Raw genomic sequence first — 24,349 nt, forward strand, 5'->3', positions numbered from 1 at the left:
AGGTGAATTCCCGTAACATATATTATTGTTTTAATTTTTTATATAATTATCCCTTTATTAAACCGATCTTTAGGGCTTGCTTCACAAGTTCTATCGGGGTCGTGACATCCAATTTTTTTAGGAGATTATTTTTGTGAGACTCTACAGTACGAGAACTAATTGATAGGCGGTCTGCAATCTGCTTGTAGGGGAGTCCTTCGGAAATGAGTTGCAGAACTTCAAGTTCTCGAATGCTGAGGTCAGCATTGTCTTCAATGAGCAAATTGCTAAAAGATTGTGAAATATACCTCTTTCCTGATGCGACAGTTGACAGTGCTCTTATATACTCATCAGATTCAATGTCTTTACCCAGAAAACCATACGCTCCTGCATGCTGCGCTCTTTTTAAATCTAGTGCATTAGGCTCTGCTGTGAGTAATATGCACCGTAAGTCATTTTTTATTGCCATCAAGTCTTTAATGAGAACGGATCCGTTACAGTCTGGCAAACGTAAATCCACAAACGCGATAGAAGGTAGCTCTAGCTGTTTTAATTTTACCTTGGCTTCGGTACCAGATGTCGCTTCCCCTACCACGGAGAACTCGGGAAACCCAAGCAAGATTGCTTTAATGCCATCCCTTACAATTTTATGATCGTCTATAATAAAAACAGAATGCTCCTTCATGCGGCTTTGGGGAATAATAATTTAAATGTTGTACCTGAATTTTGCTCACTTTCTATTTCCATTTTAGCACCCATTTTCTGTAGAAGCTCTTTTGACAGGGTTACGCCTAATCCAGTACCTTTTTTATCGGAATTTTTAATATCATGAACTGACCCGTTTTCACTTAAAATGAGGGCTACTTCAGATTCCGACATACCAACTCCATAATCCTTGATACTTATGGTACTGTAGCGCTCGTTTTCATCAATAATTAAATCTATGGATTTACCCATAGAGGAGAATTTTATGGCGTTGCTTAAGAGATTTCGTAAAATTATTTTTAAATAATCTTGATCCGCTTGAATACTTGCTGAAGAATTATATTTCCTATTTAGGATAAGACCATTGGCTTGAATGGCAACCTCTAATTGTTTAATTGCATCATCTACCACTACATTTGGTTCTAATAGCTGTGGTTTATAGTTGAGTTGACCCGTTTGTGAAAGCGCCCAACGAAGTAAATTATCCATCATTTCATGCACCTCTTTGGAGGAGTCACGCAGGCTTTCAATGAACGATTTCAGTTGTTCTTTCTCTAGCTTGTCCCAGTTTTCAGTTAGACTTTTCGTAATGGTGTGAAACGAACTTAAGGGGCTTTTTAAATCATGTCCAATAATGGAAAAGAGTCGATCTTTAGTGAAGTTGAGCTCTTTGAGTTCTTTATTCTGCTGATCAAGCAGTTTCTTTGCACTATTTTCTTTTTTGAAACTTCGAAATAACAGTATTGCAATGATAGCTACTGCACTAAGAATAGCAATAAGCATGATTTTAGACTGCCTATCCTTCTGCTGTTGAAGACGCTGGATCTTATTTTCACTCTCCAGTTTAGCTATTTCTGATTCTTTTAGCTCTGTATCAAATTGTACTTGCAATTCCTGCAAGGATTGTGCACGCTCAGCACTGATAATGGAATCATTTAATTCCGCATAATTCGCCCAATTTTCAGTCGCCTTTTTGTATTGACCTGCACCTTCATATAATTGTGCAATGACTTTATACATATCACTTTTGGCTTTTACATCTTTTAGAAGTTGAATCGATTTAGTTGCTGTTTGAATCCCCTCCTTAAACCTTGATGTTTTCAAGTAATATCCTGCTCTGTTACCAATATCAATCGAGTAGGCTATTGAGTCACCAATTTCCAAATCCAAAGCCAATACTTTAGAATTATAGAACAAAGCTGAATCGTATTTTTCTTCATCACTAAATAGTACTGCCAAACTGTTATAGGTTTTCGCTAAGCCTTTCTTGTCATTATATTTTTTCTTGATTTCAAGAGACTTATAAAAATAATAGCGAGCCGAATCATATGAAGCCAACTCTGAAGTATAAATACCCAGGTTATGGTAAGATGAAGCTAAAGAAGCGCTATCGCCTAGCTGCTGCTTATACTTAATCGCATTTTTTAGATAATAAATTGCATTTTTATAGTCGCCCAAGTAGCCGTAGGTGGCCCCTATATTATTGCTTAACTTGGCTAGCAACTTTGTATCGTTTAGCTTTTCGATAATACGATTAGCTCGCTTCCAATATTCAATGGCCATTTTATCATTCGCTTCATAGTAATAAGTAGCTCCTATTTCAATGTACAATCCAGCAAGAATTTTGTCTTCTAATGCTTCACCATACTTATCGATCATCAGAAGGAAATGATTCCTGGCCGAATCAAGCAAATTTTGGGATTGAATATTAAGCCCTATTTGCTTTTCGGCCTTCGCTATAAGGTTCTCGTCATTAGTTGTTAATGCAAGCCTTTTAGCTTCATTTGCTAGCTGATAATGAAGCCCATTATTAATCTTTAGGGCCTGATCTGCATACTCAAGCAAAAAGTTAATCTTATTCTCCACTCCCACTACTTGGTTCAATTCAACCTCAACGCTATCCGGAATTTGAAATGCAAGGCTGAAAGAGCAAAGAAAAAACCATAGAAGAATCGATAGAGTTAATTTTTTCATAACATTTCAAAATGAAATACTTCTTTAATTTGCATAAATTTATTAATAATAAATATTAAATCTTTACAAAAAAAACATATAAGAAGCCTATAATGATCTTTTCAACTTAAGTACCGTTATCGGTGAAAAACATTTGATATGATTGACTTAATGATGAATAGCAATTATCATGACAAAACACTTAATTGATTTTCGAAAGTTTTATGTTGCCCTGTCTCTAGTTTTGATAATTCATAATTTAAATGCTCAAGATACCACAGATATAAAAAGGTCTCAATATGTAAATGGGGATGACATAAGAAAACAATACGTGCATCTTGAACTTGGTGGTCGGACATTTTTAATGGGTTCGTTCAATTACGAATATTTGATCAGTGAACAGTTTGCTATTGGTTGCGGTTTGGGCATAATTAATTTTCAAAGAGGAGAAATTAGCAGAAATAATAATGGTGCGACAGAGACCGGTAAATATCTTGATATTAGTACTTCTCAAATGATTTACGGAAACTATTTTATTGGAAAAGATAATCACAAACTATATTTCACAGTAGGGATATCTAATTTTCTGTTTACAAATAGAAATACATATGTGAAAGAGACAGAAATATCACGGGAAACAGAATTAGAATTTAATACTGGAATCGGATATCAATTTACTTCAAATAAAATTTATTTTAGATTTACGGGCTATTTGATTAGCCTAGCTGAATCAACTGAGTGGTTTCCAAAGTATCTACCTTGGGTTGGAATATCAACTGGAATAAAGTTTTAAAGCAATAATATCAACAAAACAATGGTTTTAAATCAAGGAAATTACTTTTTTATAAAATGAATTAGAGCTGAGTCAGCCTATTTTTTAATTTTAAATTATAATAGTTAAATTTCCGTAATTAATATTTACTTAACTAAAATTATGAACTCTGCACACTGGCATTTAGTAGTCAATCATTTCCCCATTATAGTTCCTATCATTGCTCTATTCGTTATGGTCGGAGGGATTGTTTTTAAGTCTGATATCTTAAAAAAGACGGCCTATTTATTATTTATTTTAGCTGCAATCTTAACACTTTTTGCATTTAACACAGGAGAAGAAGCTGAAGAAATAGTTGAAGAAATGGGAAATATAAGTCATGATATTATTCATGAACATGAGGAAGTAGCAGAAACTTTTTCAATTATGATGTATGTATTAGGGGGTATTTCCCTAATTGGTTTTTGGGCTAATTGGAAGCAAAAGTCATTTTCTGGAATCATTGTAATAGTAACATTAGTTTTCTCTATAGTGACATTATTCTACGCTCAAAAAACAGGAACAAGCGGTGGAGAAATAAGACATACTGAAATTCGAGCTGACTTCTCAGCAGAACATGAGGAACAAGAAGAAGCTGAATATGATGATGACTGATTACGAATACGATTATTAAATTGAAATTCTATTAAAAAATTAAAATCTTGGGCGAATAAACTCTTTAATGAAATAAGTGCTTTACAAATTGCATTGATTAAGAATTTAGTTGCCTGGTATGTAAAGGCATTAATCATTTTTGTTTTAGCCTATGCTTTTAGCCCAATTGATTTAATTCCTGACTTCATTCCTATACTGGGAATTTTAGATGACCTTGTTCTTCTTCCAATTTTAATTTTTTTCATTATCAAACTCATTCCCAAAGATGTAATGGCGTATTGCCGTGCTTTGGCAAAAGAACATGAGTTTACTAATCAAAAAAATTGGTTCTTCGGAATACTGGTAATCTTATTATGGACCGCCTTAATATTTTGGGCGTTAATGTTTTACGTAAATCGGGAATCCCTTTTTTAAACAATACATCTTCTAATAGTTGTTCTCGTTAGGAAATACTCGTATAACTCATTAAGATTGTATTTTAATCAGACTTGAAAAGAACCGCAAAGATCATATCATATATAGTAGCTAGCATTGTATTGCTATTTGTGGTCTTCATATTTTCCTTAAGAATTCCATCAGTTCAGCAAAAAATCACCAATTATGCTACAAATTATGTGAGCGATAAAACGCACACAAAGTTTGAGATTAATAAACTATACATTACATTTTTAGGTGCTGCCCAGATAGAAGGAATATATGTTGAAGACCAACGGAATGACACCCTTTTATATGCAAAATCAATTTTAGTGGATCTTGCCTGGAAACCATTAATAGATGGAAATATATATGTTAAATCTTTAGAACTTGACGGTTTAACTGCAAGAGTATATAATCAATTACCCGATAGCAGCTTTAATTATCAATTCATAATTGAAGCCTTTTCTTCCGAGCAAAATACTAAGCAGAATGAAAAGAGTGAAAACACATCCCCCACTTCTATTATTGTTGATAATATCACTTTAAATAATATTGACTTAGGGTATAAAAACATTGCAGTGGGATTGAAAACCTATTTAAAATTGAAAAAATTAAAGCTTGCTTTTAGTGATTTCAATTTAGATAGTATGGAATTTAATGTTGATAATTTTGTAATTTCTGGGCTCAACGGAGGCTATTCTCAAGTTAAGCCCTTTTCTGAATCAGTGAATGATACATCTGAAGTTATTCTACCTAAGATTAAGTTAAGTACGCTTAATTTTCGAGATATTAATTTAAGGTATAATACCGCTTTTGATAGCTTAAATATCAATTCTTTTATTAATTTCATTAAGCTAGAAAACGCTCAATTGAATCTAAAAACTAATTCCCTATCTATAGGAAGTTTTGATAACCAGATTGATCATTTTCATATGACTTTAGGTCAAACAAATGATTCTTCCTCTTCTGAAAAAAATAAGGCTCCTTCCAAATTCGAATTTCCTGACTACCAGTTTCAATTTGACAAATTTAATTTCAATTTAGCGGATTTAATTATTAAATCATTTCCTAATTCTCAACCTAGTCCTTATTTTAATCCTGATTATTTAGCCTACCAAAATATAGGTTTTCATATAGATGAAGGCCGTTACAAACCGAATAATATTAATATTTCATCATTCCAATTCAATGCTAAAGATCAAGATCAATTTCAATTAAAAACCTTATCAGGAGGGATTATACTAGATAATAATACTATTTCAATTAGTGACATTAACTTAGAAACCAATCATTCTATATTACAATCAAATTTAAAAGTAAAGTACAATTCTATAGATTCATTAATCAAAGGAAGCTTTCATAAAACAGATTTTAATTTAAAAGTACAGTTACCTACTTCTTTAAATATTAGAGATGCTTATTATTTTTCTCCTGACTTAGCCAAAGACAGCACTATTATAGCATTATCAAAATCACCAATCAAAATTTATGGTGGTATAAAAGGAAATGAAAACTCACTAGATGTAGAGCAATTGCATTTATTATATGGGAAAGAAAGTTCTCTATCTATCAAATCTGAAATCAATAATTGGCAAAATGTAGAAAACCTTTCTGCATCGATTCAAAATCTTAACCTTAACACTTCTATTTCAGATTTTAATGATTTGATACCATTTAAGTATCCTGACCATTATCCTAAAAAGGTAGAATTAAACGCTAAAGGAAATTATAAAAATGGTATAATAAGTACTGATTTAATTGCTTTTCTTGATAAGAAAAGTTCAATAGACATTAAAGGGAATTACAATACGAACACTCCTAGTGATTATAAGGCCCAAATAAAATTATCAAAACTAGAATTGGGAAAGTGGCTTCAGGATACCGTAAAATTTAATACAGCAGATATTGATTTAAAAGTTGAGGGTGAAGGACTTATTCCAAAAGATATGAATACCAATCTGAATATGGCTATTAATAATTTCAGTTATTTATCTAATCAAATGGAAAGTATAAGTCTAAATGCCTCTCTCATTAAGAACGAATTCATTTTAAATACTGATTATTCAGATGCTATAGCCGACCTGTCCTTCAAAACTACTGGATATATTGATACGGTAAAGCAAAAGCTAAACATTAATGCAGATATAAAGAAATTAGATCTATTCGCTTTTGGCATTGCTGATAGTGCTGTCTTTGCAGCTACAAAAACAGATATAAATATTGAACTGGATAGTGCTTATCAGTTAATAACAGGAAATATAACAGATACAAAAATCACTAGTACAAACCAAAGCTATTCATTTCCTCCTTTATTATTTGAAACGAATAATTCTACAATAAACTCTTATGCTTATTTGAGTTTAGATGAATCATTTATTGATATAAAACTTAACCATAGCTTTCAGGAATTATCTAACTACAATTTAGAGGCATCAAAACTCCAAAAGGCTAAAATATTTGAAGTAGATAATACTGAAAACCCAATGGATTTATCTTTTAATTTGAATTTAAAAGATAATCAAAGTATCTCTTCTCTTCTACCCGCTGATGTAAACTTTAAGCCTGTGGTAGGGAAAGGGAAATATAATAGCGAAAATGAATTGATTGATTTTAACTTAAGTATCGAAAAGTTTCATTATGGAAATATCGATTTAGATAGTCTCTCAATAAAGCTTGATAATTCAGCTGATGAGTTTCACATTAACACAAATTTCAAAAGAATCAATTCAGGTGATATCAGTATTTTTCCAACTCAATTAAGCACTGATATTACACCTGAAAAAGCATTTTTTAATCTGTTTATGCAAGATGAGATGGCTGATAGTTTATTCTCTGTTAATGCAGTAGCACTTAGAAAAACAGATTCACTTTTTTGGTCTATCAAAAATGAAAACTTAATTCTCAATGCTGAAAAATGGAAAATACATCCCGAAAACGAGATTTATTTTGATGCCTCCAGTGTTAAAATTCAAAACCTGATTTTCGAAAGAAATAAGCAATATTTTGAATTAAAGACTACAATCAATAATGCTATTACTTCACTTAACTTAGACTTTGAAAACTTTCGAATCGAAAATATTTTTGCCATTATCAATGCAGAGGAAAGTCCTGTAAATGGAATTTTAGATGGAGATATCCACCTCAATAATTTGAAAGATCTAAATTCTTTTACTTCAGATTTAAAAATTGATAGCCTGAAAATATACAATACTGCTGTTGGGGTATTGAATGTAAATGCACAGCAAAATAAGGAAAACAGGTATCAGTTTAATGTCAATTCTGTAGGTGAAGTAAGTCTACGATCTGAAGGATGGCTAGATTTGAATGATGAATTACCAACTTTTGATATTAAATTAGATATGGACAGTGTTTCACTACCATTTTTAGCAAGTTTTTCAGAAGGTTTAATTCGAGAAACAAGTGGAAACTTAATCGGTAAATTCAACATAAAAGGTAATACAGAAAATTTTGATTATAGTGGAAATTTAAAATTTGAATCCGCTTCCTTATTTTTTCCATATCTTAATATGGCATACGAATTACCTGATGAAGAAATAAATCTAAAAAACGAAAAAATAGTATTGAACAACTTTACTATACTGGATCAGCAGAAAAACAAACTAGTTCTAAATGGAAGATTTACAACTAAAAACATTTTTAATCCTACCTTCGACCTAAAGCTAAAAGCTGAAAACTTTCAGTTGTTGAATACTACTCAAAAAGAAAGTGATTTATTTTATGGTCAGGCATTCTTCAACGCAGATTTAAATTGGGTAGGAAGTCTAAATCAATCAAAACTTCAGGCAAATATTGGACTTAATGAAAAAACGGATTTAGTCTATATTATTCCTGAAAGTGAAATAGATATAATTGAACAAAAAGGAATAGTACGCTTTAAAAAAGCATACCAAGCCTCTGATACATTAAAATCTGAATCTGAAGAATTAAGCAGAAACTCTGATATTGAAGGACTTGATATTAATGCTTTTATAACAACAGATAAAAATGCAAAATTCAAGGTGATTGTTGATCAACAAAGAGGTGATTATCTAACTGTTTCTGGCGATACAGATTTAAATTTTAGCATGCGTAAGAATGGCGCCATAAGCCTAAACGGTAATGTGGAAGTGGATAATGGGTATTATCAATTAAGTTTATACGATCTAGTAAAAAGAAGATTTGATATTGAATCTGGCAGTAGAATCAGTTGGTCTGGTGATCCTTATGAAGCTTCCTTGGATTTAACTGCTATATATAAAACTGAAACAGCGGTAAATACTTTAATGGAAGACCAAATTTCTTCTGCATCCTCACAAATAAAAACTCAATATAAACAAAGATTGCCTTTTCTAGTCCAGCTTTTTGTGGATGGAAATTTAACGAAACCAGAAATTTCATTTGGATTAGACATGCCTCAAAATAGTAAAGGTGCATTAGGAGGAAATGTGTATCAACAAATTCAGTTCATTAATGCTGATGAAAATAGACTGAATAAACAGGTGTTTTCATTATTAGTGCTCAATCAATTTTTTCCTACTGGAAGTAGCAGTAATGGCACAAACTCAGAAGCTATAGCTAGAAGTAGTGCCAGTCAAATTTTAAGTAATCAACTCAACAAATTAAGCAATCAGTATGTAAAAGGCGTTAACCTAAACCTAGATTTAAATTCCTATGAAGACTACCAAAGCGGCAGTGCTCAAGATCGAACTCAGCTAGATTTAAGCCTGAGTAAAAACCTATTTAATAACCGATTTAGAGTGGAAGTTGGAAGTCAGGTTGATCTGGAAGGACAACAAAGAACTAATCAACAAGCTACGGATATAATTGGTAATATTTTAGTAGAATATTTATTGACTGAAGATGGTAGATATAGACTGAAAGGTTACCGCAAAAATGAATTTGAAGGCTTAATTGAAGGAAAAGTTACTATTACAGGAATCTCAATTCAATTCAGTAAAGAATTTGAGAAGTTTAATGAATTATGGCAAAGCAATTCTGAAGAAGATAATTGAAAATAAAGCTTATCCATATCGCCCTTTTTCTATCCGCAAGTGTTGCATTCATTGCTTGCAATACTACTAAAAAATTAGCTGAAGGTGAAAAGCTATATCTAGGAAGAAAAATAAAATTAGAGCAAACAGATAAGGTGAATTTTAAACAGGAGATACTTAACAGTTTGGCTGAAGTAAATCGACCAAAACCTAACGAGAAAATTGGTGGAATGAGAATCGGCTTATGGGCCAACCAAAAAGTTCAGGATAGCAGCGCTAAATTCTTAGCAAAATGGATCAATAAAAAAATTGGGGAAAAAGAAGTTTTACTCAAGGATGTAAATATAAATAACGTAGAAAAGTTGATAAACAATCGATTGGAAAACTTAGGCTACTACAATAATAAAATCAATCATCGGGTAATAGAGAATAAAAACACTGCATTAATTCAATATGATGTTAAAGTCGCTAATAGATTAATCATTAGTGATGTTAAATATGAAAGAATTGGAAAAAATGAATTTGATAGTCTTATAACGCTCTTTTTACGTGAAGAAAAACCAATCAAAGCAAATTCCCCTTTTTCACTTCAAAAGTTGAAAAATACACGTGATGAGGTTTCTTATTATTTGAGATCTAATGGATATTATTATTTCACTGCTGATAATTTGATTTTTGAAGCAGACACTCTAAATACAAGCTTACCACATCATGCTAACTTAAAGCTAAGCGTGAAAAAATCAGTTTCAGAATTAGCTTTAATTCCTTATAAAATTGATGATATAAAAATCTATCCTAATTATTCCCTAAATTCAAATGATAGCAGCCAATTAAATGATACCACTTCAATTGAGGGAATAGAATTTATTCAATCCCATAATTTTTTTCGAGCAGATAGAATGCATCCCTACCTTTTTATGAAAGAAGGAGAAAGTTATAATCCTCTTAACGAAAGGTGGACCAATAAACGTTTAAATCAACTAAAAACTTACAGATTTATCAATATCCGATACCAAGAAGATAGCGTGATTGAAAATGGAATAGGGAACCTTGATGCCAGCATTTATTTATCTCCATTGAGCAAACGTTCCTTTCGGTCGGAACTTCAAGCTGTTAGTAAATCAAATAATTTTGTAGGTCCTTCTTTAAACTTTGAATATTTAAATAGAAACTTATTTAAGGGTGGAGAAGCACTTCGCCTAAGCAGTAAAGTAGGCTATGAAGCGCAAATAAATAGGGGTAATATCTCAACTGGCCTTAACAGCATTGAAACAGGAGTGGCGGCTGAACTTATAGTACCAAGGTTAATTTCTTTATTTCCTCTAAAGGATCGCTTTATTTATTCTGTTCCCTCCACAAAATTTAAACTATCCTATGACTTACTCAACAGATCACAGTGGTTCAATTTAAATTCATTTTTAGCAGTTTATGGATTTGAATGGAGTCCTAATTTATACATTACTCATAATTTAAATCCGATTTCCATTAACTATATAGATGTGGGTAATGAAAGCAGTGCTTTCTTAAATCTATTGTCAGCAAATCCTTTCCTAGCAAGAAGTTTTGAACAGCAATTTATACCAGGTTTAACTTATAACTTCCAATTAAATCAATTGATTGATAATAAAAGATCAAGTCGTTTTTACTTTGCTTTTGGCGCAGACTTTTCTGGCAACACTTTAGCCCTAATCCAAAATTTAGGAGGAGTAAAAGGAGATAATAAAAGATTTTGGGGCCAGTCATATGCACAATTCTCACGTTTTGATTTTGACCTAAGACATTATCAAAATATTGGAGAAGAAAGCAGGCTAGTGAGCAGAGTATTTACAGGTTTAGGATTACCTTATGGCAATTCAGTAAGTCTACCGTATGCTAAGCAGTATTTTGCAGGAGGACCAAATTCTGTTCGCGCCTTTCCTATCAGAAGCTTAGGACCAGGGAATTATCAGCCATCAAATACAACGGACGGAACTAGCTTTTTTGATCAAGCTGGAGATATAAAAATTGAAGCTAATATTGAATATCGCTTTCCCCTTATTTCATATCTAAAAGGAGCTGTATTCACTGATGCCGGTAATGTGTGGCTAAGAAATGATGATAACAGAAATGGTCAAATTAGCTCAAACTGGATCAATGAAATGGCAATAGGCTCTGGTTTAGGTTTAAGACTTGATATTGAGTTTTTTGTTATTCGATTAGATGTGGCCGCACAAATAAGAAAACCAACACCTACAGGCTTTGAATGGCAAGATAGTTTTCAACTAGGAAACAAAAGCTGGCGACAAGAAAATATCAACTGGAATTTTGGCATAGGATATCCATTCTAATATTTAATATTTCCACAACAATTTTAAATTTGACCGTATAACTTCTATTAAAATAGTTTCCTATTTAAACCAATAATATGAAAGCCATTACAATCAAAAAGCCCGGAGGACCAGAAGTATTACAAATTGAAGATAAAGAAAGCCCTAAAGCTGGAAAAGGAGAAGTTTTAATTGAAGTTAAAGCTGCAGGAGTCAATAGACCAGATGTTTTTCAAAGAATGGGGGGATACCCTGCTCCCGCTGGTGCTCCTGATGACATTCCCGGTTTGGAAGTAGCGGGAATAATAAAAGCCATAGGTGAAGATGTAAATGATTGGAAAGTTGGCGATAAGGTTTGTGCTTTAGTAGCGGGTGGCGGATATGCAACAGAAGTGGTAGCTCCAGCATTACAATGTCTTCCTATTCCAAAAGGATTAGACTTTAGAGAAGCTGCCTCGCTTCCAGAAACTTTCTTTACTGTATGGTCAAATGTTTTTGATAGAGGCCATTTCAAAAAGGGAGAGTCCTTCTTAGTTCATGGTGGAACATCAGGTATTGGAGTAAGCGCCATTCAAATGGTGAAAAGTATGGGAGGTACATTTTACACCACTGCGGGTACAAAGGAAAAGTGTGATTATACTGATAAATTAGGGGCAGATATTTCTATAAATTATAAAGAAGAAGATTTTGAGGAGGTTTTGAAGGATAAAGGAGTTGATGTTATCTTAGATATGGTTGGGGGTGATTATACAGCCAAAAACCTTAATATATTAAACCCTGATGGCAGATTAGTAATTATTAATGCCATGAAAAATGCTGAATCTACCATCAATATGAAAAAATTAATGGTGAAACGATTAACCATAACAGGTTCCACTTTAAGAGCACGGTCTCCGGAGTTTAAAGGCAAAATTGCTCAAAAATTAAAGCAATATATTTGGCCAAAAATTGAATCAGGTGAAATAAAACCTGTGATTTATAAAAGCTTTCCATTAAAAGATGCAGCAAAAGCACATGAATTGATGGAAAGCAGCCAACATATAGGAAAAATCATTTTGGAGGTTAGCTAAAATAAAGTGTAAGCCCCTCCCCTTCTGAAGGCATGTGTATTCAGTTCAATTTTTTGAATTGAATTCATATGCTTTCTTTTTGCCATATAAAATAGTTGTTTGATTATATCAGATTCATTTCCATTCCCTTTCATTCTTTGACCCCAATTCGAATCATTAACATTTCCATTGTGTAAACTTTGTATCTGGTGCCATATTTTATCAAAGCGTTCTGGAAAATAATTCTCTAACCACTTTTTAAAAATTTCGGCTATTCTACCATTTAAACGCACCACTGTATAACCTGCATCTATTGCCCCATGTTCGGCTGACCTCTTTATTATTTCTGGTATTTCATGGTGATTTAAGCCAGGAATAATAGGAGCATTCATAACTGAAACAGGAATTCCTGATTCACTCAAAACCTTAATGGCATTTAGTTTTTTAGCGGCTGATGCAGTTCTGGGCTCTAATACGGATCTCAGTTTTTCATCCAAACTGGTAATGGAAAAAATAACTCTGATCAAATTATCTTTTGCTAGATCAATTAAAATATCTAGATCATCTAATACGGCTACATTTTTAGTAATAATTCCTACAGGATGTCGATATTTTGCTAATACCTGTAATAAGGACCTGGTAATTCTTAGTTTCTTTTCGATCGGTTGATAACAGTCTGTGTTTCCTGATAATACAATGGGCTTTACTTTCCAATTTTTATGTAAAAGTTCCTTTTCAAGTAATGATGGTGCATTCTTTTTTACAATTATTTTTGATTCAAAATCTAAACCAGCATCCCAACCCCAATATTCATGTGAATTGCGTGCATAACAATATACACATCCATGTTCACAGCCTTGATAAGGATTTATTGAATACTCCATCCCAACATCAGGGCTACTAACTTTATTAATGATCTTCTTAGGGTATTCATAAAAAATCTGAGTTTTAGGTTTTTCTAAATGAGTGTACTCATCTATTCCCTCATCCCATTCTGTTGTGAATTCTTGTTTTAAATATGAATTAGATAATTTGTGCTGTGCTCCTCTTCCTTTTATGTTTTGATCTGATTTCACAGTATAAAATTACTAATTTAATTAGTGTTTAGCTAAATTTATTAGCCAATAATTTTTGCATTAATTATCATAATGACAAATAAGGATTGTAACTTAAAGGCTCGAAAATCAGTAAAACTAAAGCATGAAAAACATTTACTTTTCCATTTTAGCCTTATTCATTTTTAATGTTGCCATTGCACAAGATGTAATTCCGAACAAACCTAATCCTCCACGATTGGTAAATGATTTTACCCAAACTTTAAATAGAGGTGAGCAACAACAACTGGAAAGAAAATTAAGGGCTTATAATGATAGTACATCTACTCAAGTTGTGATTTTAATTGTTCCAACTTATGGGCAATATGACCCAAATCAATTCGGTGTTCAAGTATTTGACAAATGGAAAATAGGCCAAGCGGGTAAAGACAATGGCTTGTTAATTACTGTGGCCATACAAGATCGTAAAATGTTTATCAACACTGGTTACGGTTTAGAAGATGTAGTTCCTGATGGAGCTGGAAGTACTATCATCAATGATTATATGAAACCTGCTTTCAGAAATGATAATTATTATGGCGGACTAGATAAAGCTACAGACGTTATTTTTGATTTGGCAGCGGGAAAATATTCAGCTGATGAAATAACAGATAATAATGCTGGTAAAGGAATTGGCTTAGGTGCATTTCTTATTTTCTTCTTTATATTCATCACCATTATCTCGAAAATAAGAAGAGTGAGAAGGCATCATATGGGTGGCGGAAGCCTTGACTTTTTAACCCTCATGATGTTATTAGGCAGCAGCAACAGAAGACATGGCGGAACCTTCGGTGATTTCAATTCTGGAGGTGGCGGCTTCGGAGGAGGTGGATTTGGCGGCTTCGGTGGTGGAATGACTGGCGGAGGTGGCGCTGGTGGTAGCTGGTAAGCCTTTCTAAACTCTTCCCTATTATTCTTGTTGCTTACTTTTAAATCTATTCATAACTATTTATGCGTAATTTTTTATTTGCAGTTATTACACTTCTATTCATTTCAGAATTCTCGATAGCTCAAGAAAATGAAATCAATAATGATTCAATTCTAAAGGTTGTAACTGTCACCGGTTTCAGCAAGGGCGAAAAAATCAATCGACAATCAGCCCCAATTGCTTATTTAAGTCCTAAAGAGTTAGATAAATTTTCACCACATAATCCTGTAATGGCATGGAATACTTTGCCTGGCGTTAACCTAGAACAACGAGCTGTTTCTAGCTATAGGGTGAGCATTAGAGGCAGTTCAATACGATCCCCCTTTGGAGTGAGGGACGTTAAAGTTTATTGGAACGGATTACCTTTTACAGAAGCTAATGGATCGACCGCTTTAAACCTATTAAGCAATACTCAAATGCAAGAATTGGAAGTAATAAAGGGCCCAGCTGGAAGTCTGTATGGAGCTGGCTTGGGTGGAGTAATGCAAATCAATAATTTTCCAGTATCGAATTACAGCCCTTTGGAAATTCAACTTTCAGCTGGGAGTTTCAATCAATTAAATGGCGGGATAAAAGGTCAATTCGAAACAGGAAAATTTAAAACCTTTTATGCATTTGATCATCAACAAAATGATGGCTACCGGGATCACAATTCATTAAACAGACAAAATTATCAGCTTTCAACACGATATCAAATCAATGAGAATAACCAATTAGATCTCCATTTACTCTATAATGATTTATTCTACGAAATTCCTGGTGGCTTAAATGCAGATCAATTTGCTGAAGACCCTACTCAAGCCAGAGCTGGGAGCGAACCGCAAAACTCTTCAATTGATCAAAAGACCTTGTTTTATGGTATTGGCTATACTAGTTTTTTTAATGAAAACTTAAGCCAATCTACAAATGCTGCTGGTACCTATACCTGGTTTCAAAATCCATTTATACTGGATTATAAGGAAGATCAAAACAGAGAGTTTGCATTGCGCCATCAATGGACTTATGACATGAATTTGAATACTCTTGAATGGAAATGGGATGCAGGCTTGGAATGGCAATACGCAGATAATTCAGCCAATAATTATGGAAATGTAGATGGGGTTAAGGATACTATAAGGTTTGCGGATGAATTAAATATTGATCGGAAACTATTCTTTCTGCAAACTCAAATCGGAATTGATAAGTGGGAATTTACAATTGGATTGAGTAGTAACTTATTAGAATATCAGGTCAATAGAGTGGTTAATGCCTTTGCAGAACCTTTCCAGTTTACAAGAAACTTTGATAATGAATTGATTCCTCGTGCTGCCATAAAATATCAATGGTCTGATCAAAATATGACTTTTGCTTCATTAAGTGAGGGCTTCTCAAGCCCAACTCTGGATGAAATCAGAACAAATGAAGGCAGCATAAACCGGAACCTTCAAGCTGAAAGAGGCAGAACTTATGAATTAGGTCATAAATATTATAGCCGCAAAATTCAGTTTGATGCCACTGTTTTTTATGCTGGCTTAAGAGAAACCATTACCACTTACACAAATCCTGATGGAGTAGTTTTATTTAGAAATGCGGGTGCTACCAATCAATTAGGAACAGAAATTGGAATAAATGCTGTTTTGTATAAAAATGAAGAATCCATAATTAAAAACATCAATAGCAGAACAAGTTATAATTTCTATGAATTTACTTTTGATAATTACCAACAAGAGGAAGAAGACTTTTCAGGTAATTTACTCACCGGTGTTCCGCAACATACCTTTAATCAAGTTTTTGATTTTGATATTACTAATCAGGTAAATCTAAATATTCATTATAGATATGTAAGTGAAATTCCATTGCGAGATGATAATACATTATTTGCAGATCCTTATCATTTGGTAAACTTGAATGCTGAGTACAAATTACCAATACAGGCTAAAATCAAACTCTTTGGCGGAATGGAAAATCTATTTGACACAACATATAGCCTTGGGAATGACCTTAATGCCTTTGGCGGAAGATATTATCAGCCAGCACCTGGAAGAAACTTTTATGTTGGGTTAAATTGGAAACTTTAAATGAAAAACTTTTAAAGCTTACATTAATTCTGCTACTGCTACAAATTCCTTTAAATTTGCATGATTAAATCATGCGATACTTTTTTACAATAGCATATAAAGGAACTAATTACCATGGGTGGCAAAAGCAACCTAACGCAATGGGTGTGCAGCAAAAAGTGGAAGAAGTTTTTTCCAAAATATTAAATAAAGAATCTGAAATAGTTGGTAGCGGTAGAACCGATAGTGGTGTACATGCTACTGATCAAATTTTTCATTTTGACTTTGAGGAAAATATAGCGGCTGACCAATTGCTATATAAAGCCAACAAAATGCTTCCTAAAGACGTAGCCTTAATGGATGTTAGAGCTGTAAAACCAGAAGCTCATGCTCGTTTTGATGCTGAAAGTAGGGCATATGAATATCATATTACGAGACACAAAAATCCATTTGCAATAGATCAAACTTATCATTTTGTTCATCCTTTAGATTTAGATAAGATGAATGAAGCGGCAAAACTTTTATTACAGCATCAGGATTTTGAAAGTTTTAGCAAGGTGAAAACAGATGTTTTTACTTTTAACTGTGATATATTTGAAGCTTTCTGGAAACAAGAGGTTGACTCTTTGGTTTTTCATATCAAAGCTAATCGGTTTCTGAGAGGAATGGTGAGGGCAATAGTGGGAACACTGTTGGATGTGGGCGAAGGTAAAATTGATATTGATAGATTTAATCAAATTATAGAATCAAAAGACAGAAAAGCAGCAGGTAGAGCAGTGCCTCCACATGGATTGTATTTAACTAAAGTTTTATACCCAAATAATATATATTTATAAAAGCGAAAGGTGAAGCAGGATAATATTAAAAGCGGAAATATAATTGACACAAATGTCTTAAGACGTTTATATAAATTTGTAAAACCCTACCAAGGGCGTTTCTATTTCTTGGTATTTCTTACCTTGGCACTAGCTATTTTAGCACCTGCAAGACCCTTTGTGATCCAAAAAGCCATAGATAATCCTATAGCTCAAGGCGATTTTCAAGGCCTCATTAATATGACCATTATCTTAGTGAGTTTATTAGTGATGCAAGCTCTTGTTCAATACGGTCATACCTATTTATCTGGCTGGCTAGGTCAGTTCATAATCCGGGATATTAGAATAAAATTGTATCGGCACTTATTAAGTCTTCGCTTAAAATTCTTCGATAAAACTCCGATTGGAAGATTAGTGACTAGAAATGTATCAGATGTTGAAACTTTATCTGATGTATTCAGCCAAGGGCTTGCTGCCATGATTGGAGATGTACTACAAATATTATTCATTTTAGGGATGATGTTTGCCATGAGTTGGAAACTTACTTTGGTTTCATTGGCAACACTACCACTACTTTTCATTAGTACTTATATTTTTAAAGAAAAAGTTAAAGTAGCCTTCAATGAAGTACGTAATGCAGTTTCTAATTTAAATTCCTTTGTGCAAGAGCACGTTACAGGCATGTCAATTGTACAAATATTTACTGCTGAAAAGCGTGAGTATGATGAATTCAAAAAGATAAATAATGAGCATAGAAAGGCCAATATAAGATCTGTATTATACTATTCTATTTATTTCCCAGTAGCGGAAGTTATCCAAGCAACTGGTATTGGCTTATTAGTGTGGTATGGAGCAAAAGGGGTAGTAAACGAAGCAGAAACGGGTATAACATTGGGTATGCTCATAGCCTTCATTCTATATATACAAATGTTCTTCAGACCGATAAGAATGATCGCAGATAGGTTTAATACTTTGCAAATGGGTATCGTAAGTTCATCTAGAATATTAAATCTATTAGATAATAAAGAGCATATTCCGAATAATGGAAACTATGCTCCAGAAAAAATTAATGGGAATATTTCTTTTGAGAATGTAGAGTTTGCTTACAACGAGGGAGAAACCGTTCTTAAAAATATTTCTTTTGATGTAAAAGAGGGAGAATCAGTAGCATTAGTAGGGGCCACAGGAGCGGGTAAATCTTCAGTGATAAATCTATTAAGTAGATTCTATGATATTCAAAAAGGTAAAATCACTTTAGATGAAACGGACCTTAAAGAATTTGATTTATATGCTCTTCGTCAGAATATTGGAGTGGTATTACAAGATGTTTTCTTATTTTCTGATACCATTCTATATAACATAACTTTAGGTAATCCTGATATTAGTTTACAGCAAGTAAAAGATGCTGCTGAATTAGTAGGGGCAAGAAAGTTTATTGAAAGGTTACCTGGTGGGTATAATTATAATGTGATGGAAAGAGGAGCAACACTTTCTGTTGGTCAGCGTCAGCTAATCTCCTTTGTTCGTGCTATGGTGTATAATCCGAAAATCATTGTGCTGGATGAAGCTACCTCCTCAGTTGATACTGAAACCGAAGAAATGATTCAAAATGCAATTGAGAAAATGATGAAAGGTAGAACAAGTATTGTGATTGCTCACCGATTATCTACCATTCAAGAAGCAGATAAAATTATTGTTTTAGATAAAGGTGAAATTAAAGAAACTGGAACTCACCAGGAACTACTTGATAAAGGTGGATTCTATCATCAATTACATAATATGCAATACAAAGAAATGGCCTCTTGATTAGCCTTTCTTTTTATCTAAATCCTCATAATAATCGCGTTCCCTATAAGGATGCTCAATATTGAATGATTTAATCAATATAGATTCAAAGCCTGGGCCTAGCCAGATTAAAACAATACCCGTTATTCCTAAAATTATTGACTCATTATATAGAGTATCCATGTTTTGAATCCAAAATAAAGCATGCAATACACTTGTCATGACTCTTAGAATTAGAGTCCAGTTTTTACGCCAGGTTATGATGATTAGGGTATTTTGTAAAATGATAAGAAGAGCAAATACTAATACATAATCATTAAAAAACCAATCTAAGAATAGATTTTCAAAAACAGTTCTTTTCGTTTCATCTCCAAGGAAAGGCTCAAATAAAAAGAGCAACTGATAAACTCCATAAAACAATAAAATTTGTGCTAGACTGATAGCCAAGCCTACAAAGATTCTCTTTTTGAGCATATTGAGGTTACTTTTAATTAATTATAAGGTAAAAGATACAAAAAGGCTCTAAAAGCACAAAGAAAAGGTTTTATTGGATAGCGAACTTTCCATCACTCCTATCAAAAAACATAATAAATATTAATACCGTTATAATTAATATGAAATCAGAAGAAAAAAATAAGAAACTAGAGAATAATAATTCAGACATTAAAAATAAGCAAAAGGAAAATAAACAAGGCCCAAAAGAGGAGAATGAAAATCATGAAGAAAGAAATGGCGTGCTTCCTGAAGGTATGGATTTCAAAAAATTTATAGGTTGTGGCGGGTGACCACTTCAATTTTAAATACTATAAAATAAAAAAGGCTTACTCGATATGAGTAAGCCTTTCTTTTGTTATTAAACGAATATCAATTATTTGTTTCCTCCTGCTCTAATCATAGCGCAACGGAAACCAATTGTTGCAGTTGATGAATCCTGCTCAATAAATCTTCTTGTACCTGGAGATAACCAATAAGCAACATCTGCCCAAGAACCTCCTTTGTAAACTCTAATGTTGTCGTTGATTAATGAGTTGATAGTATTTGGATCATTAGCACCATTGTCGTAGTTAGACTGTGGATCTAAAGTACCATCTCTTCTTACTGGATTTAAATCTTCAAAATCTTGGAATGATAATGGACGGTATAAATCCCATACCCATTCATTAACATTACCAGCCATATTGTAAAGACCGTAATCGTTTGGTGGATAGTTGTAAATATAATCTGTTACAAACGCTCCATCATTTAATTTACCGGCAATACCACCGTAGTCACCTCTACCTCTTTTAAAGTTGGCTAAGAAGTAACCCATTTCTTTTCCATAAGGATTTCTTAATGAGTGACCATCCCAAGGATAAATTCTTTTATAAAGTTGAACTTCATCAACCCATTGAGTACCAATTAATGCAGTAGCTGCGTATTCCCACTCAGCTTCTGTTGGTAATCTATAATCTGGTAAAACAACACCTGTTTCTAATGGAATTCTACCACCTGATTCCGCTGGGACTTCAATTCCCGCCTCTTCAGCTAATTTATAATTTACCATTACAGATCTCCATTTAGAGTATTCGGTTGCTTGCTCCCAACTAACTCCTACAACAGGGTGATATCTGAAACCAGGGTATCTTAAATAATGATCTACATAAGGATCGTTATAAGCTAATTTTTTAGCCCATACTGTAGTATCTGGTTTCACAGATTCATAATAATCTCTAGATGAATCTAATTTTACGTAGTGTAAGAACTCTAACCAGTGGATATTAGCAACCTCAGTTTCATCCATGTAGAATGAAGATACTGTTACTGTTCTTTCTATATTATCTCTTGAATGAAGAATATCCTCTTCAAATGAACCTAAAACTGTTCTACCTCCTTCGATGTAAACCAAGTTAGGTCCATCAGGTTGGCCACGGAATTCAGCTACCTGAAAGCCTTCTTCACTATTGTATTCCAAACCTGTTGTAGTACTTAACACCCCTGGACCTTTGGCGGTAGGGTTGTTACTGCCACCACATGCAGAAATAACGGCCACAGCCGCTGCAAGGACAGCATATTGAATTTTAAACACACACTTTTTCATATCCTGTTATTGTATTCGTTTAATAAACACTGTTTAATCACTTATATATCAATGCAATATATAAATAATTGGTAAATATAACTTTACCAAACACTAAATTCAACTATTAAAATGAAATTTTAAAGTATTTTAGTACAAATTCGACCAATATGTAAGAATTTTAAATCAGTTGCAGTAAAACGTCTATCGGAAAGCCTTTATTGCTTTATGCATCAGTCCATACCTTAGTACCTTCAGTACAATTTGTACAAATATCAATTTCACTTCTTGATTTTAAAAGTTTATTTCGGAAGCTTTGATAGGCTTTCCCATTCCAGACATCCTCAAATTTCTCTTGATTTAAATTTCCTAATTGATGTTGTGCATCTTTATCGAAACAACATGGAACAACCCGCCCGTCCCAGGTTATTACACAGCTATGCCACATCTTCCAACACTGATTTAACAATTTATTTTTTATAGCATACAAACCATCTTTCATTTTTTTATAGCGGCTATATTTCGGATTATCAGGAATAAGCGGTGAGCCGTTTTTATAATCATAAATCTGCGCTGTTTTTAATTTGACCTCATCAACACCCAATTTATTTGCTAATTCATAAATTGCTGGAATATCTTGTTCATTAGGCTTTACAACCAAAAACTGAAAAATAACGTGCGGAGTACTTGATTTTAATGTTTTCTTCCATTTCATCACGTTTTGTGTACCTTCTAATACTTTATCAAGTTTCCCACCAATTCTATATGATTCATACGTTTCCTGACTTGCTCCATCGATTGAAATAATTAACCGGTCCAAACCACTTTCCACGGTTTTCTTTGCGGTTTCATCATCTAAAAAATGGGCATTTGTTGAAGTAGCGGTATATATTTTATGCTTGGAAGCAATTTTTACGAGCTCCAAAAAATTCTTATTCACATAGGGCTCACCCTGAAAATAGAATAACATATAGATTAAATGATCTTTAAGCTGTGCAAGTATCTTTTCAAAAGCATCCGGCTTTAGCATACCCACTGGCCGAGTAAATGAGCGTAATCCACTTGGGCATTCCGGACACCTTAAATTGCATGAAGTAGTAGGTTCAATTGAAATTGAAATAGGCTTCCCTTTTATATTAGCTTGTCTGGAATGTTTAGAAAGATGATAGCTACACCATAGCAGAAAAGCGTTTGTAGCTTTCCGAAATGTTATCTTTTTCAATAGATTAAGGCTATCTTTAAAATGCATTTCAATAATGTGTTAAAAGCAAAAACGAACTTAATAAAACTAGATGAACTTTAAAGCAATCCTTCGAATAATTCCCTGGATAGTAGTATTGATTTTGTTAGTGTTTCTTTGGTTAAGAAGACTGGGTAATTACACAAGTCCCGAAAAAGTAAATACTGATTATACCTTAGTTCTTCAGCAGATTGAAAAATTAGGTAAGCTTGAATTAGTGAAATATAACTATAAAGAGGTAGTTGAAGTAGAAAACATAGCTAAAAGGTATCTGGATTTAGGTTACTTTTATATTCCTGGAGGCCAAGACCAGAAAGCAATTTTAATTGCTCAAGGTGAGGCTGTGGCTTGTTTAGACCTCATGAAAATCAAAAAAGAAGATATATCGATTGAAAATGATACGTTAACAATATTATTGCCACAAACCGAAATCTGCTATTATAAAGTGAATTTGGAAAACAGTAAGTTTTATGATTTAAGAACAAGCAGAGATGATAAAAAAGCGGCTGAATTTGTAGATCAAGTCTACGCAAAAGCGGAAAAACAAATAAAAATAGCTGCGCTGGAATCTGGAATATTAACAGATGCTAAAAACATGAGCCATGATATTTTAAAGCCTTTCGTTGAAAATATTACTGGAATGCCTGTTCTATTAATCTATCCTGAGCAACCTAAATCAATACCTATCAGAATTGAAAAATAGGCCTATTGGGAAAAGGGCACTTAAACCAATTTAAGTCCCCTTTTTAATGCTTCATTCCTTATCTTTCGAGGAATTCCCCTAATAAGGAACCACCTTCTTTTCTTGAATTTTTACTGTAAGGTGCAATAGCCTGAATTAACTTTCTTATAGGCATAGATTGTAACCAAACTTTACCAGTTCCTCTTAAAGTAGCCAGGAAAATACCTTCCCCTCCGAATAACATAGACTTTATTCCTCCACTTGCTTGAATGTCAAAATCCAAAGAAGATTCATAAGCTACTACACAGCCAGTATCTACTTTTAGTGTTTCATTATTTAATTGTTTTTCAATTACAGTTCCACCAGCGTGCACAAAAGCCTTTCCATTTCCTTGTAACTTTTGCATGATAAAACCTTCGCCTCCTAATAAGCCAGACCCTAATTTTCTATTTAAAGTAATTGAAACTTTAGTACCCATTGCAGCACATAAAAAACCATCCTTTTGAACTATTACCTCATTATTGTAATGGTTTTTTAAATCCATTGCGATTACAGTACCAGGATATGGACCAGCAAAAGCCACATGGGCTTTACCTTGTCCTCTATGTGTAAAGTGAGTCATGAAGAGCGACTCACCGGTAAAAATCCTACTTCCAGCAGAAAGTAACTTACCCATAAAACCTTCATTAGGGTTGGAACCGTCCCCCATTTTGGTTTCAAACTGAATGTCATTGTCCATGTAAACCATGGCTCCGGCTTCAGCAATTACGGTTTCTTGAGGATCTAATTCTATTTCTACCAGCTGTACGCCATCTCCTAAAATCTTATAATCTACTTCGTGTGATTGTGAATGCATAATTTTAAAGTTTAGATAGCTAAAATAATAA

The 24,349-nt window shown here is 33.3% G+C and carries 19 protein-coding genes; 12 read left to right on the forward strand and 7 right to left on the reverse strand.

What is annotated here, in order from left to right:
* Positions 1-46 precede the first annotated feature (46 nt).
* Together QYS47_RS01230 and QYS47_RS01235 are read right to left on the reverse strand one after the other, a co-directional pair.
* The gene (locus tag QYS47_RS01230) at positions 47-664 is read right to left on the reverse strand and encodes a response regulator transcription factor (RefSeq protein WP_322347421.1); all 618 of its coding nucleotides are present in this window, start codon (positions 662-664) and stop codon (positions 47-49) included.
* Positions 661-2,658, reverse strand: coding sequence for a tetratricopeptide repeat-containing sensor histidine kinase (locus tag QYS47_RS01235; RefSeq protein WP_322347422.1), 1,998 nt, complete (start codon positions 2,656-2,658; stop codon positions 661-663). The genes QYS47_RS01230 and QYS47_RS01235 overlap by 4 nt, the downstream gene beginning before the upstream one ends.
* Before the next feature lie 169 nt (positions 2,659-2,827).
* Here QYS47_RS01235 and QYS47_RS01240 point away from each other — a divergent pair, with 169 nt between their 5' ends.
* The 6 genes from QYS47_RS01240 (at position 2,828) to QYS47_RS01265 (ending at position 12,847) form a co-directional block, all read left to right on the forward strand.
* Positions 2,828-3,430 (forward strand): hypothetical protein, encoded by a 603-nt coding sequence (locus tag QYS47_RS01240; RefSeq protein ID WP_322347423.1) that lies wholly within the window; start codon positions 2,828-2,830, stop codon positions 3,428-3,430.
* 141 nt (positions 3,431-3,571) lie between these two features.
* Positions 3,572-4,063, forward strand: a complete 492-nt coding sequence (locus QYS47_RS01245; protein ID WP_322347424.1) for a hypothetical protein — start codon at positions 3,572-3,574, stop codon at positions 4,061-4,063.
* 93 nt (positions 4,064-4,156) lie between these two features.
* Positions 4,157-4,477, forward strand: a complete 321-nt coding sequence (locus QYS47_RS17520; protein WP_407660349.1) for a YkvA family protein — start codon at positions 4,157-4,159, stop codon at positions 4,475-4,477.
* Between the two features lie 74 nt (positions 4,478-4,551).
* Positions 4,552-9,492: a translocation/assembly module TamB domain-containing protein gene (locus tag QYS47_RS01255; RefSeq protein WP_322347425.1), complete on the forward strand. Its 4,941-nt coding sequence runs from the start codon at positions 4,552-4,554 to the stop codon at positions 9,490-9,492.
* A complete protein-coding gene (gene tamL, locus QYS47_RS01260) occupies positions 9,489-11,798 on the forward strand; it encodes a translocation and assembly module lipoprotein TamL (RefSeq protein WP_322347426.1) in 2,310 nt (769 codons plus the stop codon). Before QYS47_RS01255 ends, tamL begins: the two co-directional genes overlap by 4 nt.
* 77 nt (positions 11,799-11,875) lie before the next feature.
* Entirely contained in the window at positions 11,876-12,847 is a 972-nt protein-coding gene (locus QYS47_RS01265; RefSeq protein WP_322347427.1) for an NAD(P)H-quinone oxidoreductase, read from the forward strand.
* On the opposite strand, the gene QYS47_RS01270 is transcribed toward QYS47_RS01265, so the two are convergent.
* Entirely contained in the window at positions 12,844-13,902 is a 1,059-nt protein-coding gene (locus QYS47_RS01270; RefSeq protein ID WP_322347428.1) for a PA0069 family radical SAM protein, read from the reverse strand. The two genes, QYS47_RS01265 and QYS47_RS01270, sit on opposite strands and share 4 nt — an antisense overlap.
* Positions 13,903-14,026: 124 nt before the next feature.
* On the opposite strand from QYS47_RS01270, the gene QYS47_RS01275 reads away from it, so the two are divergent.
* The 4 genes from QYS47_RS01275 to QYS47_RS01290 all read left to right on the forward strand — a co-directional run bounded on the left by QYS47_RS01275 (position 14,027) and on the right by QYS47_RS01290 (position 19,505).
* The gene (locus QYS47_RS01275; protein ID WP_322347429.1) at positions 14,027-14,809 is read left to right on the forward strand and encodes a TPM domain-containing protein; all 783 of its coding nucleotides are present in this window, start codon (positions 14,027-14,029) and stop codon (positions 14,807-14,809) included.
* 62 nt (positions 14,810-14,871) lie between these two features.
* Positions 14,872-16,905, forward strand: coding sequence for a TonB-dependent receptor (locus tag QYS47_RS01280; protein WP_322347430.1), 2,034 nt, complete (start codon positions 14,872-14,874; stop codon positions 16,903-16,905).
* A gap of 71 nt (positions 16,906-16,976) precedes the next feature.
* Complete coding sequence (truA, locus tag QYS47_RS01285) at positions 16,977-17,720, forward strand: tRNA pseudouridine(38-40) synthase TruA (protein ID WP_322347431.1); 744 nt, start codon at positions 16,977-16,979, stop codon at positions 17,718-17,720.
* A 9-nt stretch (positions 17,721-17,729) separates the two neighbouring features.
* Positions 17,730-19,505, forward strand: coding sequence for an ABC transporter ATP-binding protein (locus QYS47_RS01290; protein ID WP_322347432.1), 1,776 nt, complete (start codon positions 17,730-17,732; stop codon positions 19,503-19,505).
* Here the strand turns inward: QYS47_RS01290 and QYS47_RS01295 are convergent, their stop codons facing one another.
* Complete coding sequence (locus tag QYS47_RS01295; RefSeq protein WP_308358140.1) at positions 19,506-19,958, reverse strand: hypothetical protein; 453 nt, start codon at positions 19,956-19,958, stop codon at positions 19,506-19,508.
* A gap of 140 nt (positions 19,959-20,098) precedes the next feature.
* Here QYS47_RS01295 and QYS47_RS01300 point away from each other — a divergent pair, with 140 nt between their 5' ends.
* On the forward strand, positions 20,099-20,269 hold the full coding sequence (locus QYS47_RS01300) for a hypothetical protein (RefSeq protein ID WP_322347433.1): 171 nt from the start codon (positions 20,099-20,101) through the stop codon (positions 20,267-20,269).
* Between the two features lie 83 nt (positions 20,270-20,352).
* Here QYS47_RS01300 and gldJ read toward each other — a convergent pair whose 3' ends face one another.
* Together gldJ and QYS47_RS01310 are read right to left on the reverse strand one after the other, a co-directional pair.
* Positions 20,353-21,561 (reverse strand): gliding motility lipoprotein GldJ, encoded by a 1,209-nt coding sequence (gldJ, locus tag QYS47_RS01305; protein ID WP_308358138.1) that lies wholly within the window; start codon positions 21,559-21,561, stop codon positions 20,353-20,355.
* Between the two features lie 205 nt (positions 21,562-21,766).
* Positions 21,767-22,795 (reverse strand): radical SAM/SPASM domain-containing protein, encoded by a 1,029-nt coding sequence (locus QYS47_RS01310; RefSeq protein WP_407660371.1) that lies wholly within the window; start codon positions 22,793-22,795, stop codon positions 21,767-21,769.
* A 37-nt stretch (positions 22,796-22,832) separates the two neighbouring features.
* Between QYS47_RS01310 and QYS47_RS01315 the strand changes: the two genes are divergently transcribed.
* Positions 22,833-23,483 (forward strand): DUF4230 domain-containing protein, encoded by a 651-nt coding sequence (locus QYS47_RS01315; protein WP_322347435.1) that lies wholly within the window; start codon positions 22,833-22,835, stop codon positions 23,481-23,483.
* Between the two features lie 58 nt (positions 23,484-23,541).
* Here the strand turns inward: QYS47_RS01315 and QYS47_RS01320 are convergent, their stop codons facing one another.
* Entirely contained in the window at positions 23,542-24,318 is a 777-nt protein-coding gene (locus QYS47_RS01320; protein WP_308358135.1) for a TIGR00266 family protein, read from the reverse strand.
* Positions 24,319-24,349: the final 31 nt, after the last annotated feature.

Source organism: Marivirga arenosa (assembly GCF_030503875.2).
Classification (GTDB): Bacteria; Bacteroidota; Bacteroidia; order Cytophagales; family Cyclobacteriaceae; genus Marivirga; species Marivirga arenosa.

Excerpts from the sequence above, each read along its gene's own strand:
- QYS47_RS01265 (WP_322347427.1), top strand. The coding sequence starts at position 11,876 with ATGAAAGCCATTACAATCAAAAAGCCCGGAGGACCAGAAGTATTACAA.
- QYS47_RS01240 (WP_322347423.1), top strand. The coding sequence starts at position 2,828 with ATGACAAAACACTTAATTGATTTTCGAAAGTTTTATGTTGCCCTGTCT.
- QYS47_RS01320 (WP_308358135.1), bottom strand. The coding sequence starts at position 24,318 with ATGCATTCACAATCACACGAAGTAGATTATAAGATTTTAGGAGATGGC.
- QYS47_RS01295 (WP_308358140.1), bottom strand. The coding sequence starts at position 19,958 with ATGCTCAAAAAGAGAATCTTTGTAGGCTTGGCTATCAGTCTAGCACAA.
- QYS47_RS01235 (WP_322347422.1), bottom strand. The coding sequence starts at position 2,658 with ATGAAAAAATTAACTCTATCGATTCTTCTATGGTTTTTTCTTTGCTCT.
- QYS47_RS01275 (WP_322347429.1), top strand. The coding sequence starts at position 14,027 with ATGAAAAACATTTACTTTTCCATTTTAGCCTTATTCATTTTTAATGTT.
- QYS47_RS01280 (WP_322347430.1), top strand. The coding sequence starts at position 14,872 with ATGCGTAATTTTTTATTTGCAGTTATTACACTTCTATTCATTTCAGAA.
- QYS47_RS01230 (WP_322347421.1), bottom strand. The coding sequence starts at position 664 with ATGAAGGAGCATTCTGTTTTTATTATAGACGATCATAAAATTGTAAGG.
- QYS47_RS01245 (WP_322347424.1), top strand. The coding sequence starts at position 3,572 with ATGAACTCTGCACACTGGCATTTAGTAGTCAATCATTTCCCCATTATA.
- gldJ (WP_308358138.1), bottom strand. The coding sequence starts at position 21,561 with ATGAAAAAGTGTGTGTTTAAAATTCAATATGCTGTCCTTGCAGCGGCT.
- truA (WP_322347431.1), top strand. The coding sequence starts at position 16,977 with ATGCGATACTTTTTTACAATAGCATATAAAGGAACTAATTACCATGGG.
- QYS47_RS01300 (WP_322347433.1), top strand. The coding sequence starts at position 20,099 with ATGAAATCAGAAGAAAAAAATAAGAAACTAGAGAATAATAATTCAGAC.
- QYS47_RS01315 (WP_322347435.1), top strand. The coding sequence starts at position 22,833 with ATGAACTTTAAAGCAATCCTTCGAATAATTCCCTGGATAGTAGTATTG.